Source organism: Streptomyces massasporeus (assembly GCF_014648995.1).
GTDB lineage: Bacteria > Actinomycetota > Actinomycetes > Streptomycetales > Streptomycetaceae > Streptomyces > Streptomyces massasporeus.
Genome location: NZ_BMSE01000016.1, coordinates 31538 through 47441 on the forward strand (window position 1 = coordinate 31538; position 15904 = coordinate 47441).

The 15904-nt window shown below is 70.6% G+C and carries 18 protein-coding genes; 7 read left to right on the forward strand and 11 right to left on the reverse strand.

The genetic code is table 11. The features are described from left to right. Positions 1–15 precede the first annotated feature (15 nt). Complete coding sequence (gene recA / locus IE153_RS29260) at positions 16–1140, forward strand: recombinase RecA (protein WP_031103513.1); 1125 nt, start codon at positions 16–18, stop codon at positions 1138–1140. 3 nt (positions 1141–1143) lie between these two features. After that, the gene (gene recX / locus IE153_RS29265) at positions 1144–1962 is read left to right on the forward strand and encodes a recombination regulator RecX (RefSeq protein WP_189592797.1); all 819 of its coding nucleotides are present in this window, start codon (positions 1144–1146) and stop codon (positions 1960–1962) included. 22 nt (positions 1963–1984) lie between these two features. Here the strand turns inward: recX and IE153_RS29270 are convergent, their stop codons facing one another. The 8 genes from IE153_RS29270 to IE153_RS29300 form a co-directional block, all read right to left on the reverse strand. After that, entirely contained in the window at positions 1985–2404 is a 420-nt protein-coding gene (locus IE153_RS29270; protein WP_229829245.1) for a rhodanese-like domain-containing protein, read from the reverse strand. Further along, positions 2401–2937 carry a cupin domain-containing protein gene (locus tag IE153_RS29275; RefSeq protein WP_189592798.1) on the reverse strand — a complete coding sequence of 179 codons (537 nt, stop codon included), beginning with the start codon at positions 2935–2937 and terminating at the stop codon, positions 2401–2403. The genes IE153_RS29270 and IE153_RS29275 overlap by 4 nt, the downstream gene beginning before the upstream one ends. Positions 2938–3034: 97 nt before the next feature. Next, entirely contained in the window at positions 3035–3082 is a 48-nt protein-coding gene (locus tag IE153_RS42920; protein WP_309506048.1) for a hypothetical protein, read from the reverse strand. Positions 3083–3214: 132 nt separating this feature from the next. Then, positions 3215–4822, reverse strand: a complete 1608-nt coding sequence (locus IE153_RS29280) for an FAD-dependent monooxygenase (protein WP_189592799.1) — start codon at positions 4820–4822, stop codon at positions 3215–3217. Positions 4823–4998: 176 nt separating this feature from the next. Continuing rightward, positions 4999–5892, reverse strand: coding sequence for an amino acid ABC transporter permease (locus IE153_RS29285; RefSeq protein WP_189592800.1), 894 nt, complete (start codon positions 5890–5892; stop codon positions 4999–5001). Next, a complete protein-coding gene (locus IE153_RS29290; protein ID WP_189592801.1) occupies positions 5889–6554 on the reverse strand; it encodes an amino acid ABC transporter permease in 666 nt (221 codons plus the stop codon). The genes IE153_RS29285 and IE153_RS29290 overlap by 4 nt, the downstream gene beginning before the upstream one ends. A gap of 84 nt (positions 6555–6638) precedes the next feature. Further along, positions 6639–7481 carry a glutamate ABC transporter substrate-binding protein gene (locus IE153_RS29295; RefSeq protein WP_189592802.1) on the reverse strand — a complete coding sequence of 281 codons (843 nt, stop codon included), beginning with the start codon at positions 7479–7481 and terminating at the stop codon, positions 6639–6641. A gap of 79 nt (positions 7482–7560) precedes the next feature. After that, positions 7561–8337, reverse strand: a complete 777-nt coding sequence (locus IE153_RS29300) for an amino acid ABC transporter ATP-binding protein (protein WP_097221293.1) — start codon at positions 8335–8337, stop codon at positions 7561–7563. Positions 8338–8625: 288 nt separating this feature from the next. Here IE153_RS29300 and IE153_RS29305 point away from each other — a divergent pair, with 288 nt between their 5' ends. Further along, positions 8626–9312, forward strand: a complete 687-nt coding sequence (locus IE153_RS29305) for a response regulator transcription factor (protein WP_031103505.1) — start codon at positions 8626–8628, stop codon at positions 9310–9312. Between the two features lie 9 nt (positions 9313–9321). Continuing rightward, positions 9322–10728: a sensor histidine kinase gene (locus IE153_RS29310; RefSeq protein WP_189592803.1), complete on the forward strand. Its 1407-nt coding sequence runs from the start codon at positions 9322–9324 to the stop codon at positions 10726–10728. Positions 10729–10757: 29 nt separating this feature from the next. On the opposite strand, the gene IE153_RS29315 is transcribed toward IE153_RS29310, so the two are convergent. Then, positions 10758–11759, reverse strand: coding sequence for a TAXI family TRAP transporter solute-binding subunit (locus IE153_RS29315; RefSeq protein WP_189592804.1), 1002 nt, complete (start codon positions 11757–11759; stop codon positions 10758–10760). A gap of 96 nt (positions 11760–11855) precedes the next feature. Here IE153_RS29315 and IE153_RS29320 point away from each other — a divergent pair, with 96 nt between their 5' ends. After that, positions 11856–12263, forward strand: a complete 408-nt coding sequence (locus IE153_RS29320) for a pyrophosphohydrolase domain-containing protein (RefSeq protein ID WP_189592805.1) — start codon at positions 11856–11858, stop codon at positions 12261–12263. Between the two features lie 76 nt (positions 12264–12339). On the opposite strand, the gene IE153_RS29325 is transcribed toward IE153_RS29320, so the two are convergent. Then, positions 12340–13557, reverse strand: a complete 1218-nt coding sequence (locus IE153_RS29325) for a cation:proton antiporter (protein ID WP_189592806.1) — start codon at positions 13555–13557, stop codon at positions 12340–12342. 4 nt (positions 13558–13561) lie between these two features. After that, positions 13562–14047 carry a cation:proton antiporter regulatory subunit gene (locus tag IE153_RS29330; RefSeq protein WP_031103500.1) on the reverse strand — a complete coding sequence of 162 codons (486 nt, stop codon included), beginning with the start codon at positions 14045–14047 and terminating at the stop codon, positions 13562–13564. Positions 14048–14270: 223 nt separating this feature from the next. On the opposite strand from IE153_RS29330, the gene IE153_RS29335 reads away from it, so the two are divergent. Then, the gene (locus IE153_RS29335) at positions 14271–15236 is read left to right on the forward strand and encodes a sensor histidine kinase (RefSeq protein ID WP_189592910.1); all 966 of its coding nucleotides are present in this window, start codon (positions 14271–14273) and stop codon (positions 15234–15236) included. Beyond that, positions 15236–15889, forward strand: coding sequence for a response regulator (locus IE153_RS29340; RefSeq protein WP_097221299.1), 654 nt, complete (start codon positions 15236–15238; stop codon positions 15887–15889). Before IE153_RS29335 ends, IE153_RS29340 begins: the two co-directional genes overlap by 1 nt. Positions 15890–15904 lie beyond the last annotated feature (15 nt).

A 15904-nucleotide genomic window follows, 5' to 3' on the forward strand; every position in this document is an offset into this window, starting at 1 on the left:
AATCGGGTGGAACCCATGGCAGGAACCGACCGCGAGAAGGCCCTGGATGCCGCGCTCGCACAGATTGAACGGCAATTCGGCAAGGGCGCGGTCATGCGCATGGGCGACCGGGTCAACGAGCCCATCGAGGTCATCCCGACCGGGTCCACCGCCCTCGACGTGGCCCTCGGCGTGGGCGGCCTGCCGCGCGGCCGCGTCGTCGAGGTCTACGGACCGGAGTCCTCCGGTAAGACCACCCTGACCCTGCACGCGGTGGCGAACGCGCAGAAGGCCGGAGGCCAGGTCGCCTTCGTCGACGCGGAGCACGCCCTCGACCCCGAGTACGCGAAGAAGCTCGGCGTCGACATCGACAACCTCATCCTCTCCCAGCCGGACAACGGCGAGCAGGCCCTGGAGATCGTGGACATGCTGGTCCGCTCCGGTGCCCTCGACCTCATCGTCATCGACTCCGTCGCCGCGCTCGTCCCGCGTGCGGAGATCGAGGGCGAGATGGGTGACAGCCACGTCGGTCTGCAGGCCCGTCTGATGAGCCAGGCCCTGCGGAAGATCACCAGCGCGCTCAACCAGTCCAAGACCACCGCGATCTTCATCAACCAGCTCCGCGAGAAGATCGGCGTGATGTTCGGCTCCCCGGAGACCACGACCGGTGGCCGGGCGCTGAAGTTCTACGCCTCGGTGCGCATCGACATCCGCCGCATCGAGACCCTGAAGGACGGCACGGAGGCGGTCGGTAACCGCACCCGCTGCAAGGTCGTCAAGAACAAGGTCGCGCCGCCCTTCAAGCAGGCCGAGTTCGACATCCTCTACGGCCAGGGCATCAGCCGCGAGGGCGGCCTGATCGACATGGGTGTGGAGCACGGCTTCGTCCGCAAGGCCGGCGCCTGGTACACGTACGAGGGCGACCAGCTCGGTCAGGGCAAGGAGAACGCGCGCAACTTCCTGAAGGACAACCCCGACCTGGCCAACGAGATCGAGAAGAAGATCAAGGAGAAGCTCGGCGTCGGTGTGCGTCCCGAGGAGCCGGCCGCCGAGCCGGGCACGGACGCCGCGGTCTCCGCCCCGGCCGACGCGGCCCCGGCCGTCCCCGCCCCGGCAGCGGCCAAGACCGCCAAGTCCAAGGCCGCCGCAGCCAAGAGCTGATCCGTGACACGGCGAACCGACTGGGCGGAGTACGAGTACGTCGCCTCCGGTGCCCCACGGGGAAGGGGCACCGGAGGCGACACGGGCTCAGCCGTGGACGGGGTGGAAGGCCCAGGGGGCATGGCAAACGAGGGCGACGGACTGTACGAGGACGGCGACCATCGCGGGCCGCACGGGGGCGGCCCATCCAGAGGCGGCTCGCGTGACGGCGGGCCGCGTGGCAGGCGCGGTCGTCGTCGGCGTGGCTTCGGCGAGGCGGCGGCTGACACCGAGGACGGAGGTGCCCCCTCCTCGTCGAGGGCCGAGCAGGAGGCACCTCCAGGGGACCCGGTCGAGCAGGCTCGGGCGATCTGCCTGCGCCTGCTCACCGGGACCCCGCGGACCCGCAAGCAACTCGCCGACGCCCTGCGCAAGCGGCAGATCCCGGACGACGCCGCCGAGGAGGTGCTGTCGCGGTTCGAAGAGGTCGGCCTCATCAACGACGGTGCTTTCGCGGACGCCTGGGTGGAATCCCGCCACCACGGCAGAGGACTGGCCCGGCGCGCGCTCGCCCGGGAGCTGCGCACCAAGGGCGTCGACTCCACGCTGATCGACGAGGCCGTCTCCCAGCTCGACTCCGAGCAGGAAGAGGAGACCGCGCGTGAGCTCGTCGCACGCAAGCTCCGCTCCACCCGCGGACTGGACCGCGACAAACGCCTCCGGCGCCTCGCGGGCATGCTCGCCCGCAAGGGCTACCCCGAGGGCATGGCCCTGAGGGTGGTGCGGCAAGCGCTGGAGGAGGAAGGGGAGGACACGGAGTTTCTCGGGGAGGAGGGGTTCTGAAGGGTGCGTAGGCACCCGGAGCTCACTCCACCGGCAATCCCGCGCCGCGCCAAGCCTGGAATCCCCCGATCAGGTCCGTGGCCCGGTGCAGGCCCAGCTGGTGCAGGGACTGGGCCGCCAGGCTGGACGCGTAGCCCTCGTTGCAGATCACGACGATACGCAGGGCGTGGCTCGTGGCCTCGGGGAGGCGGTGGCTGCCCTTCGGGTCGAGGCGCCATTCCAGTTCGTTGCGCTCGACGACGTGGGCGCCGGGGATGAGGCCGTCCCGTTCACGCAGGGCGGCGTAGCGGATGTCGACCAGGAGCGCGTCGCCGGCCTGGGCAGCCTCGTACGCCTCCCGCGCTTCGATCCGCTCATAGCCCGCCCGGACGCGCTCCAACAACTCGTCGATGCCGACGGGGGGTTGAGGGGCGCTGCCTGCCGGTCCGGATGTGGTGCTCACTGCCAGTCCTCCGGTCGTTCGACCTGCTCGAGCCGCAGGATCGGACCGCTGCGGCTGTAGCGGCGGATCCGCGGCAGGGGTGGGTAGTAGGCGTGGACGGAGATCGCGTGCCGGTCGGGCGACTCGTTGAGCACCTCGTGGACGTGGTGCCGGCCGAAGGCGCGGCCCTGGCCGACCCGGAGCCGGCGCTCCCGGTCCACATCCCCGGCGAGTTCCAGGGTCTTCCAGCCGTCGGTGGGCAGCCGCGCGGCGAGGGAGTTCTCCTTGAGCTCGCCCGACGCGGTCAGGAAGGCGCCGACCGAGTCGGCGTGGTCGTGCCAGCCGGTGCCCGTGCCGGGCGGCCAGCCGATCAGCCAGGCCTCGCTGCCGCCGGGCCCGTCCAGCCGCACCCACGTGCGGCCCTCCGGGTCGAGTGGCAGGGAGTCGATCAGCTCGGTGTCGGCGGCGGTGCGCCGGACGAAGTCGTAGAGGTCGGCCTGGGTGGGAGCCGGACCGGCCGAGACCGAAGGGGTCGCAGAAGGGGATACAGACACGGGTGCCGTCCTGAAGGTCCTGGTGAGGGTTCGCGAGCAAGGCGCGGCAGCCGGCAGACAGAGCGCGGCGCGCGCAGAGGGCGAGGGGAATGCGAAGTCAGCAGGACGGGCGACACACGCAGCCCGCATAGCGGACGAGGTCCATATGGACCCTCCGCCACAGGCGCACACAGGTGTCGGTCACGCACCGGAGTACACCATGGCCGCCCGGGCGGGTCAACTCACTGTCACCATGCGGACGCACCGTGACAGTGAGCACATCGTTGCGGCGCCGGCCTCAGCGTGAACCGGCCGACGCACCGGCCTCCGCCTGCGCTTTCACCGGCCCGCCGACCGTGGCCTCCGCCGCCGCGTACAGATCGGCCGGGCGCACCCCGCTCAGCGCGGTCACGAGGTGCCCGTCGGGGCGCACCAGAAGCACCGTGTGCGCGGCCGCCCCCGGGTACCTTTCGGCGACGAGCAACTCGGCCGGGTGCGGAAGCGCCGTGACCGCCGCCGCGAGCTGCGGCATGATGCCCGCGCTGACCCAGTGCTTGCGCTCCCAGACACCCGTGCCCGGCGCGATCAGCACCACGAGCAGCGCTCCGCGGCCGAGCCGGTCCCGCAGCCGTACGAAGGTGCCGTCCTCCGCGGTGACCCGTACATCGGTGACCGGTGCGCCGAGCGGCGTGTCGACCGGCACCTCCCCCTCGAGGCGTTGTGGCGCGAGCGGCGAGTCGGCGTACGCCCCCGGCGCGCCGAGCTGGCCCTGCCCCAAGTGACCCTCCGTGAGGAGAGTGTCGTGGCCCCGGGACGAGCCGGGGACGACGGAACGCAGCCCTCCGCCGCCGCGCAGCAGCGGCAGCGCCTGGTCGGCCGCACGGAGCCGGGCGGCGACGACCGCACGCCGTTCCGTCTGGTAACTGTCGAGGAGAGCCTCGTGCGGCCCGTGGTGCCAGGCCGCGGCCAGTTTCCAGGCGAGGTTGTCGGCGTCCCGCAGGCCCTCGTCCAGACCGTGCGTGCCCAGCGCGCCGAGCAGATGGGCCGCGTCCCCGGCGAGGAACACGCGGTCGGCTCGCCAGCGGCGCGCCAGCCGGTGGTGGACGGTGTGGACACCGGTGTCCAGCAGCTCGTACGGCGGGACCGTGCCGCCCGCCCAGCCGGCCAGGGTCTCCCGGATGCGGGTGAGCAGCAGCTCGGGGGTGACCAGATCCTTGCCGGGCGGCAGCAGCCAGTCCAGGCGCCAGACGCCGTCCGGCAGCGGGCGCGCGGTGACCTCGCCGGCCGAGGGTCCGGACATGCGCCAGGGCGGCAGGCGGTGCAGCAACGCCTCGTCGTGCCAGGGCAGTTCCGTACGGAGCGCGGCGACGGCGTGACGTTCCACCGCCGTACGGCCCGGGAAGCGGATGTCCTGGATCTTGCGCACGGTCGAGCGGGGGCCGTCGCAGCCCACCAGGTAACTGCCTCGCCACCACGTGCCCTTGGGGCCGCGGGTGTGGGCCGTGACGCCGGAGGACTCCTGTTCGAGGCCGTCGAGACGGCTCTCCACCGCGACCTTGACGAGCCGCTCGTCCGCGAGGGCCGCGCGCAGGGCGCCGGTCAGCACGTGCTGGGCGATGTGCACAGGGGCGGGTTCGGTGCCGTCGAAGACGATCTCGCGCATCACCTGCTTGCGCCGCATCGACCGCCATCCGGCCCAGTGCGCACCGGCCCGGGCGAGGGGCATGCCGGTCAGCCGTTCTACCAGGGCGGCGGTGTCCTCGCGCAGGACGACGGTGCGCGCCGCGCGGGGTTCGTCCTTGCCCGGGCCCTCGTCGAGGACGACGCACGGCACCTCCTGACGCGCCAGCGCCAGGGCGAGCGTGAGCCCGACGGGCCCCGCTCCGACGATGATCACCGGGTCCACGGCGAGGCGCCCCCTGCCCGCGGTGGTGTCCTGAGAGACGTAGGTGAACAGGAAGTTGGAGCAGGGTGCACGATCACAGAACGTATGCAACCCATTGCCGGTGCTTGCGTCAAGTGACCAGGGGCAGTGGCGATCATGCCACTGCCCCTGAGTGTGTCATGCGGGTTGACCGAGGGTCAGATGGTGCCTCCGCCGCCGGTCCCGGTCGTACCGGCGATCTGCGCGTCGTTCGCGGCCACGACCGCACCCGTCGACTTCTTCGCCCGCCGCAGCCGGCGCTCCAGCCAGCTCGCGAACGAGGTGAGGGCGAAGTTGAGCGCGATGAAGATGAGGGCCACGACCGTGAAGCTGGCGATGACGTTGGCGCCGTAGTAGCCGCTCATGGTGTTCGCCGCGGAGAGCAGCTCGGAGTAGGTGAGGACGGCGCCGCCGAGCGCGGTGTCCTTCACGATCACGACGAGCTGGCTGACGATGGCCGGGAGCATCGCGGTGACGGCCTGGGGGAGCAGGATCAGGCGCATCAGCTGGCCCTTGCGCAGGCCGATCGCCATCGCCGCTTCGGACTGGCCCTTGGGCAGGGCCAGGATGCCCGCCCGGACGATCTCGGCGAGGACGGAGGCGTTGTAGAGCACCAGGCCGGTCACGACCGCGTACAGCGGACGGTCGTCGGAGCTGACGTTGGTGTATTCGGCGAACAGCGCGAGGCCGAAGATCATCAGCACCAGCACGGGGATGGAGCGGAAGAACTCCACCACGACCGCGGCCGGCACTCTGACCCATGCGTGGTCCGACAGACGGGCGATGCCGAGAACCGCGCCCAGCGGCATCGCGATGATCACCGCCAGGGCGGCGGCCTTCAAGGTGTTCTGCAGACCCGGCCAGATGTACGTGGACCAGGCCTCGGTGTGGAAGAACGGCTCCCACAGAGCCCACTCCAACTGGCCCTTGTCCTTGAGGGTCCCGAACACCCACCACAGCAGAGCGGCGACGGCGACCAGGAAGACCACCGTGAGGACGACGTTGCGGCGCTTGGCGCGAGGCCCCTGCGCGTCGTACAGAACGGAGCTCATCGCTTCACCGCCACCTTCTTGCCCACCCAGCCGAGGAACAGGCCGGTCGGCAGCGTCAGGATCACGAAACCGAACGCGATGATCGCCGAGATCAGCAGCAGCTGCGCCTCGTTCTCGATCATCTCCTTCATCAGTACCGCCGCTTCGGCGACACCGATGGCGGCGGCCACCGTGGTGTTCTTGATGAGGGCGATCAGCACGTTCGCCAGCGGCACGACGGACGACCGGAACGCCTGTGGCAGCACGACCAGGCCCAGCACCTGGTTGAAGTTGAGCCCGATCGCGCGGGCCGCCTCCGCCTGCCCGACCGGCACCGTATTGATGCCGGAGCGCAGCGCCTCGCACACGAAGGACGAGGTGTAGAGAATCAGGCCCAGCACAGCGAGCCGGAAGTTGATCGTCTCGACGTCGTTCGCGCCGAGGGAAACCCCCAACGTCTGGTTCAGGCCCAGCGACGTGAACAGGATGATGACGGTCAACGGGATGTTGCGCACGATGTTCACGTACGCGGTCCCGAAGCCGCGCATCAGCGGCACCGGGCCGACGCGCATGGCGGCCAGCAAAGTGCCCCAGATCAGGGAGCCGACGGCGGAGAGCACAGCGAGCTGCACTGTCGTCCAGAAGGCTCCCAGCAGGTCGTAATCCTCAAGAAAGTCGAACACGATCTCCCGTGCTTCCGCGTGTAGGGATGCCCACGCCGGTGCGCCGCCCCTTCCGGTGGGCGGCGCACCCTGTCAGGCGCTGCTTCAGCTCTTGATCTCGCCGATCTTCGGCGCCGGCTCGTTCTTGTAGTTGGCCGGGCCGAGGTTCTTGTCCACGGCCTTCTGCCACGCCTTGTCGGCGACCATGGCCTCAAGGGCCTTGTTGATCTTGGCCTTGAGCTCGCTGCCCTTCTTGACGCCAATGCCGTAGTTCTCGTTGGTCAGCTTGAAGCCACCGAGCTTGAACTTGCCCTTGAACTGCGACTGGGCGGCGTAACCGGCGAGGATCGAGTCGTCGGTGGTCAGCGCGTCGACAGCACCGTTCTGCAGACCGGGCAGGCAGGCGGAGTACGTCGGGTACGGCTGCAGCTGCGCCTTGGGGGCCAGCTTGTCCTTGACGTTCTGCGCCGAGGTGGAGCCGGTGACCGAGCACAGCTTGGCGTTGTTCAGGTCCTTCGGCGACTTGATCTTGTTGTCGTCCGCACGAACCAGAACATCCTGGTGGGCCAGCAGGTAAGGACCGGCGAAGTCGACCTTCTCCTGGCGCTCGGGGGTGATCGAGTAGGTCGCAGCGATGAAGTCGACGTCACCACGCTGGAGCATGGTCTCGCGGTCGGCGCTCTTCGCTTCCTTCCACTCGATCTGGTCCGCGTTGTAACCGAGCTTCTTCGCGACGTACGTGGCGACGTCGACGTCGAAGCCGGCGTAACCCTGCGGCGTCTTCTGACCGAGACCGGGCTGGTCGAACTTGATGCCGACCGTGATCGTCTTGCCGCCGCCGTCGGAGCCGGAGTCGCCGCCCGAGCTGTTGTCGCCGCCGCACGCGGTGGCGGTGAGGGCGAGAGCGAAGACGGTGGCCGAGGCGGCGGTGACCTTGCGGAGCTTCATGATGAACATCCTTTGGCTGGTGAAGAGATGCGGGCCCTCAAGGGGGCGACACAGGGCGCGTCGGGCGCGACCCGCGCCGTCAGTGGTGCAGGATCTTCGACAGGAAGTCCTTGGCGCGGTCGCTGCGCGGATTGCTGAAGAACTGGTCGGGCGCAGCCTCCTCGACGATTCGGCCGTCTGCCATGAACACCACGCGGTTTGCGGCCGATCGTGCGAAACCCATCTCATGGGTGACGACGATCATGGTCATGCCGTCGCGGGCGAGCTGCTGCATGACCTCCAGCACCTCGTTGATCATCTCGGGGTCGAGCGCGGAGGTCGGCTCGTCGAAGAGCATCACCTTCGGCTCCATGGCCAGCGCCCGGGCGATCGCGACACGCTGCTGCTGGCCGCCGGAGAGCTGCGCCGGGTACTTCTCGGCCTGCGCGCCCACACCGACCCGGTCGAGCAGGGCGCGGGCCCGCTCCTCGGCCGCCTTCTTGTCCTTCTTGCGGACCTTGATCTGGCCGAGCATCACGTTCTCGAGCACGGTCTTGTGCGCGAAGAGGTTGAAGGACTGGAAGACCATGCCGACATCGGCGCGGAGCTTGGCCAGCTCCTTGCCCTCGGCGGGCAGGGGCTTGCCGTCGATCGTGATCGTGCCGGAGTCGGTCGTCTCCAGGCGGTTGATGGTGCGGCACAGGGTGGACTTGCCGGACCCGGAGGGCCCGATGACCACGACGACTTCACCGCGGGCGATCGTCAGGTCGATGTCCTGGAGTACGTGCAACGCGCCGAAGTGCTTGTTGACGCTCTTCAGGACGACCAGTTCTCCGGTCGCGGCCACATCTTCCTTGGCCACCGATACTTCGGTCATCGCTCTCAGGCTCCGTCCTCCTCGGTTTCGGAGGACAGTAGTAACCCTCTACGACCTGCGTCATTACATCTGAGGGGAATCTGAGCATCACGATCCGATAGCAATCGGACACGTGTCGTAGCACTTATGAGCAGCGCTCATATCGGCCGGGTAACGGAAGCGCTCCGCAACCGGAACCCTCTTGACGCCGTCCTCATCCATCAGCGTGACTGCACAAGGTGCACGCGCGCGCGTGCACGCTTTTGTACACACCTAGATCGTACGGCCAGTGAACCGAGGGGAGCCCGGGTGAGACTGCTGCTCGTCGAGGACGACAACCACGTCGCCGCCGCCCTGTCGGCGGTTCTGGCGCGGCACGGGTTCGACGTCACGCACGCGCGCAGCGGTGAGGAGGCCCTCCAGGCCCTCGTTCCCGAGAGCGACTGCTTCGGCGTCGTCCTCCTTGACCTGGGCCTGCCCGACCAGGACGGATACGAGGTCTGCGGCAAGATCCGCAAGCGGACCAGCACCCCGGTGATCATGGTGACCGCCCGCTCCGACGTGCGCTCCCGCATCCACGGACTCAACCTCGGCGCCGACGACTACGTGGTGAAGCCCTACGACACCGGGGAGCTGCTCGCCCGTATCCACGCCGTGAGCCGGCGCACCTCCCACGAGGACACCTCCAGCGGCATCGAGACCGAGCTGCGGCTCGGCCCGGTGCACATCGAGCTGCCCAACCGCCGGGTCAGCGTGGACGGGTCGGTGATCCAGCTGACCCGCAAGGAGTTCGACCTGCTGGCCCTGCTCGCGCAGCGGCCCGGGGTGGTCTTCCGCCGGGAGCAGATCATCAGTGAGGTGTGGCAGACCAGCTGGGAGGGGACCGGGCGGACCCTTGAGGTGCATGTGGCGTCCCTGCGCGCCAAGCTGCGCATGCCGGCCCTCATCGAGACCGTACGCGGAGTCGGATACCGGCTCGTCGCGCCTGCCGGGTAGCGGGGCCGGGTGCGCACTCGTCTGCTCCCGCTGCTCATCATCCTGATGGCGGCCGTGCTGCTCGCGCTCGGCGTCCCGCTCGCCGTGAGCCTCGCCGGGGCGCAGCAGCAGAAGGTCGTCGTCGACCGGATCGACGACACGGCGCGCTTCGCCGCCCTCGCCCAGTTCGTCACCGACTCGCCCGACGGGACCGAGGGCGCGTTCGAGAACGAGCGCCTCGCCACCCTCAGCAGTGAGCTGACCAGCTACTACGACGTCTACGGCATCCGGTCCGGGGTCTTCTACCGCAACGGCAGTGCCATGGCCCACGCCCCGGCCAAGTGGTCGCTGCCGAAGGAGGGCGAGGTACGGGACGCGTTCGACGAGGCGCTGCTCAGCCGCCGCAGCCACGACCCGCAGCAGGTGTGGCCCTGGCAGCGCCGCAACCTCGTGGTCGCCTCGCCGGTCATCCGGGACGGGGACGTCGTCGCGGTCGTCGTCACCGACTCGCCCACCGGGCAGCTGCGCTCCCGCACCCTGCACGGCTGGCTGGTCATCGGCGCGGGTGAGTTCGCCGCGATGCTGCTGGCCGTCGGTGCCGCCCTGCGGCTGACCGGCTGGGTGCTCAAGCCCGTACGGGTGCTGGACACCACCACCCACGACATCGCCACCGGGCGGCTCAAGTCACGGGTGGCCGCCGCCGGCGGGCCGCCGGAACTCCAGCGTCTGGCCCGGTCGTTCAACGAGATGGCGGACAACGTCGAGGACGTGCTGGAGCAGCAGCGCGCCTTCGTCGCCGACGCCTCGCACCAGCTGCGCAACCCCCTCGCGGCGTTGCTGCTGCGCATCGAGCTGCTCTCCTTCGAGCTGCCCGAGGGCAACAAGGAGATCGCCTCGGTCCAGGCCGAGGGCAAGCGCCTCGCGCAGGTCCTGGACGACCTGCTCGACCTGGCGCTGGCCGAGCACACCGAGGCGGACCTGAAGATCACCGACATCGGCGAGCTCGCCGCGGAGCGCCTCGCGGCCTGGGCCCCGACCGCCGAGGCCAAGGGCGTGCGCCTGGTGGGGGACTGCCCGCCGACGACCGCGTGGGCCGACCCGGTCGCGCTGTCCAGCGCGCTGGACGCGGTCATCGACAACGCGGTGAAGTTCACGCCCGAGGACCGGACCGTCGAGGTGACCGTCGCCTCCCACGGCGACACCTCCACCGTCGTCGTCACCGACCAGGGCCCGGGTCTGACCGACGAGGAGCTGGCCCGCGTCGGCGACCGCTTCTGGCGCAGCGGCCGGCATCAGAACATCAAGGGCTCGGGCCTCGGGCTGTCCATCTCGCGGGCGCTGCTCGCGGCGGGCGGCGGTTCGATCGCCTACGACCGTCACGAGCCGCACGGGCTGAAGGTCACGGTGGCGGTGCCGAGGTCGGCGCCGACGGCTTGACGACAGCCGACCGCAAGACGGCCGGGCCGCTACGGCTTGACCGACTGGTAGTAGCGCTGGGCGCCTGCGTGCAGCTGCAGCGGGTCGGTGTAGATCGCCGTTCGGACGTCGACCAGCTGGGCGGAGTGGACGGTCGCGCCGATGAGGTCCCGGCTGTCGAGCACCGTGCGAGTCAGCCACTCGGTGAGCCGCGGGTCCATGTCGCTGCGGGTGAGCAGCACGTTGGACACCGCCAGGGTCGGCACCGCGTGACCGCGCTGGATGGTGGGGTAGGCCGACTCCGGCATCTTGGTGGCACGGTAGTAGCGCGTGGCGCCGCCCTGCTCGTGCAGCTTGGCCACGAGACTGGCGTCGATGGGCACGAACCGGAAGGCCGATGCCGACTTCTTGGCCGGCCGGCTCAGCCCGTCCGTGGGCAGCCCGCCCGACCAGAAGAACGCGTCGAGGCCGTGCCCCAGCCGCTTGGGCCCGGTGTCGATGCCGTCCGAGGACGGCTGGATGTCCTTCTCCGGGTCGATGCCGGCGGCCCTGAGCACACCGTTGGCGATCAGCCGTACGCCGGAGTTGGGCAGCCCTATGGCCACGCGCTTGCCCCGCAGGTCGGAGACGGAGCGGATGTCCGAGTCCGGTGGCACGACGAGCTGGACGTAGTCGTCGTAGAGGCGGGCGAGGCCCCGCAGCCGGTCGGCACCCGGGGCGTTGTCGAGTTTGTACGTGGCGATCGCGTCGGCCGCGGCGATGGCGAAGTCCGCCTCGCCGGTCGCCACGTCGGCGACGTTCTCCTGTGAGCCGGCGCTGGTCAGCAGCCGCACCTTGAGGTCGGGCATGTCCTTGTCGATCTCGGTGCGCAGGAGTTCCCCGTATTCGTGGTAGACCCCGGCGCGGGTGCCCGTGCTGAACGTGATGGTGCCGCTCGGCGGCTCATCGGCCCAGGGGCGCAGCCACCACAGCAGCAGGCCGAGGACCACGAGGGCGACGGTGCCGCCCTGCAGGGCCCCGCGCCTGCCGATACGGGGGAGCGTTCTGGACATGCGGGCGATCCTGCCAGCCGGGGTGCCCCTCTGACCAGGGCAGGGGTCACAGGGCGAGGGCGGGGGAGTGTCAGTGGCCGCCACTACGCTCGCCCCATGAGCTCTTCGCCCGCCGACCTGGTCCGTGAATTCCACCGCGCCTTCGGCCTGGACGCCCGCACGACGCCGACGGAGGTCTCCCCGGAACTCGCCGCTCACCGGGGCGAGCTTCTCGCGGAGGAGGCCGCCGAGGTGGCGGAGGTGTCGGTGCGGGGCCCGCTCGACCGGCTCGCCCACGAGCTGGCGGACGTGGTCTACGTCGCCTACGGCACCGCCCTGGTGCACGGCATCGACCTGGACGCGGTGCTCGCCGAGGTCCACCGCTCCAACATGACGAAGATCGGCCCCGACGGCTCGGTCTCCCGCCGCGAGGACGGCAAGGTCCTCAAGGGGGAGCACTACGAGGCGCCGGACGTGCCGGGGGTGCTGCGCAGACAGGGGTGGGCGCCGGGCGGGGGCGCCTGACCCGGGCACCGTCCCGGCCCCGGTCTCGCGCCGCCCGGCCCACCCTCCTCGGCCGGCGATCGGTGCCTCGGCCTCCTCAGTCGGCGACCGGCGCCTCGGCCTCGGTCGCCCGGGGCGCCGGCTCCGGGCGGCGGGGCTCGCGGCGTCGTCCCCACCACGTAGCCACCGGCTCGGTGTAGCGCGCGGTGAGCGGGCCCAGCACCACCAGGATCAGGACATAGGCCGTGGCCAGGGGGCCGAGGGACGGTTCGATGCCTGCCGAGACCGCCAGACCGGCGATGACGATCGAGAACTCGCCGCGCGCCACGAGCGCGCCACCCGCCCGCCAGCGGCCCTTGACGGAGATCCCGGCGCGCCGGGCCGCCCAGTACCCGGTGGCGATCTTCGTCAGCGCGGTGAGGACGGCCAGTCCGAGGGCGGGCAACAGGACGGGCGGGATGCTCGACGGGTCGGTGTGCAGCCCGAAGAAGACGAAGAAGACCGCCGCGAACAGGTCGCGCAAGGGACTCAGCAGGGTGTGCGCGCCCTCCGCGACCTCCCCCGACAGCGCGATGCCCACCAGGAAGGCCCCGACCGCCGCCGACACCTGGAGCTGCTGCGCGACGCCCGCGACCAGGATCGTCAGACCCAGCACGACCAGCAGCAGCTTCTCCGGGTCGTCGCTGGAGACGAACCGTGAGATGAGCCTGCCGTAGCGCACGGCGAGGAACAGCACGAGACCGGCCGCGCCCAGCGCGATCGCCAGGGTCACGCTCCCGGCCATCAGGCCGACTCCCGCCACCAGCGCGGTGACGATGGGCAGGTACACCGCCATCGCCAGGTCCTCCAGCACCAGCACGCTGAGGATCACCGGCGTCTCCCGGTTGCCGACCCGGCCCAGATCGCCCAGCACCTTCGCGATCACGCCGGACGACGAGATCCAGGTGACACCGGCCAGCACGACGGCGGCCACCGGACCCCAGCCGAGCAGCAGCGCCATGGCCGCCCCGGGCAGCGCGTTGAGGGCGCAGTCGACCAGACCGGACGGATAGTGGGTCTTGAGGTTGGAGACCAGATCGCTCGCCGTGTATTCCAGGCCCAGCATCAACAGCAGCAGGATGACGCCGATCTCCGCGCCCGTGGCGACGAACTCCTCGCTCGCGCCCAGCGGCAGCAGACCGCCCTCACCGAAGGCCAGACCGGCCAGGAGGTACAGGGGGATCGGGGAGAGCCGGAACCGGGCGGCGAACCGGCCGAGCAGGCCGAGGCCGAGAATGATGGAACCGAACTCGATGAGCAGAACCGCGGAGTGCAACGGCTCACTCCCGCCCGAGTATGGTCGCGGCCGCGTCGACGCCCTCACGGGTCCCGACGACGATCAGCGTGTCACCGCCCGCCAGCCGGAAGTCCGGCGCGGGCGACGGGATGGCCTCGGCCCGGCGCAGCACGGCCACCACCGACGCGCCCGTCTCCGTCCGCATCCGCATGTCGCCCAGCACCCGCCCGTTCCAGCGCGAGGTCGCGGCCACCTCGATCCGCTCGGCGACCAGCCCCAGGTCCGTGGTGTACAGCAGGCTCGGGCTGTGGTGGGACGGCTTCAGCGCGTCGATCAGCGATCCCGCCTCCGAGCTGGTCAGCTTCAGGGACTGGGCGCAGGAGTCGGGATCGTCGGACCGGTACACGTTCACCGTGCGCGTGCCGTCGCGGTGCGCCACCACCGACAGATGGCGGTGCTCCCGGGTCTCCAGGTCGTACTGGACCCCGATACCCGGTAGTGGCGTCGCCCTCAGGCGCGGAGCTGACACGTTGCTTCCCCTTGTTCGTCTGGTCCGTTGTTCGTCGCGTGTTGTCGCGCTTTGCCGGTCTGATGAGTGGTGTCGACCATCGGACGGGTCAAGTCCGCATGGTCCCATCCGGCCGTACGGTGACGACATGGGTGTCGTGACGGATATACGCAACGGCCGGTCGCCGGAGAGAGTGGACGGGGCGGTGCACTGCGCGAAGGCGGGAAGGAGCGGATCCAGGAGCGTGTCGTTGTTCTGGCGGATCTTCTCGCTCAACGCCGCCGGCCTGGTCGTGGCCACGGCGCTGCTGCTCGGCCCGGTCACCGTGTCCACTCCCGTCCTCGCGGGCGAGGCCCTCGTCCTGCTCGGCGGCCTGGTGCTGCTGCTCGCCGGCAACGCGCTCGTGCTGCGCTTCGGCCTGGTGCCCCTGCAACGGCTGGACCGGGCCATGGCCACCGCGGATCTGCTGCGTCCGGGCTCCCGGCCCGTGGTCGCAGGACCGGCGGAGACGGCCGGGCTGATCACGACGTACAACACGATGCTCGACCGCCTCGAGGCCGAGCGGGCCGCGGGCGCCGCCCGGGCGCTGTCCGCGCAGGAGAGCGAACGGCACCGGATCGCCCGGGAGCTCCACGACGAGGTCGGCCAGACCCTGACCGCCGTCCTCCTCCAGCTCAAACGCGTCGCGGATCTGGCGCCGGAGGACCTGCGCGAGGAGGTGGGCCAGGCGCAGGAGGCGACCCGGGCCGGCCTGGACGAGATCCGCCGGATCGCGCGCCGGCTGCGCCCCGGCGTACTGGAGGAACTCGGGCTGGCCAGCGCCCTGCGCTCGCTCACCGGCGAGTTCACGACCCACGGGCTGACCGCGCGCCACCACGTCACCGGCGAGCTCCCCGCCCTGACCCCCGAAGCGGAACTCGTCGTCTACCGGGTCGCCCAGGAGGGCCTGACCAACACCGCCCGGCACGCCGCCGCCGACCGTGCCGAACTCCGCCTCCAGCCGGTCCCCGGCGGCGTCGAACTCCTCGTCCGCGACAACGGCAGGGGCCTCGGCGACGCCCCCGAGGGCGCCGGTCTCACGGGCATGCGCGAGCGCGCGCTGCTCATCGGTGCCGCCCTGACCCTGGAGACAGCGCCGGGCGGGGGCACCGACGTACGGCTGCGCGTACCGGTGGCCGAGCGCGAACCAGTGACCGAAGGACCCCGCTGATGCCCACACCGATCCGCGTGCTGCTCGCCGACGACCACACCCTCGTGCGCCGGGGCGTGCGCCTCATCCTGGACGGGGAGCCCGACCTCACGGTCGTGGCCGAGGCCGGGGACGGCGCCGAGGCCGTCGCACGCGCGCGTGAGACCCCCGTCGACCTCGCCGTCCTGGACGTGGCCATGCCCCGCATGACCGGCCTCCAGGCGGCCCGGGAGCTCTCCCGCCGCCTGCCCGACCTGCACATCCTGATCCTGACCATGTACGACAACGAGGAGTACTTCTTCGAGGCGCTCAGGGCCGGGGCCAGCGGCTACGTCCTCAAGTCCGTCGCCGACCGCGACCTGGTCGAGGCCTGCCGGGCGGCCGTGCGCGACGAACCGTTCATCTACCCGGGCGCCGAACGTGCCCTCGTCCGCTCCTACCTCGAGCGGCTGCACCGCGGCGACGGCCTGCCGGAGAGGGCCATCACCGAACGCGAGGAGGAGATCCTCAAGCTGGTCGCCGAGGGCCACACCTCGAAGGAGATCGGCGAACTCCTCTTCATCAGCGCCAAGACGGTCGAGCGCCACCGCGCCAACCTCCTCCAGAAGCTCGGCATGCGCGACCGCCTGGAGCTGACCCGGTATGCGATCAGGGCCGGACTCATCGAACCCTGAGCCCGGGGCGGAGGT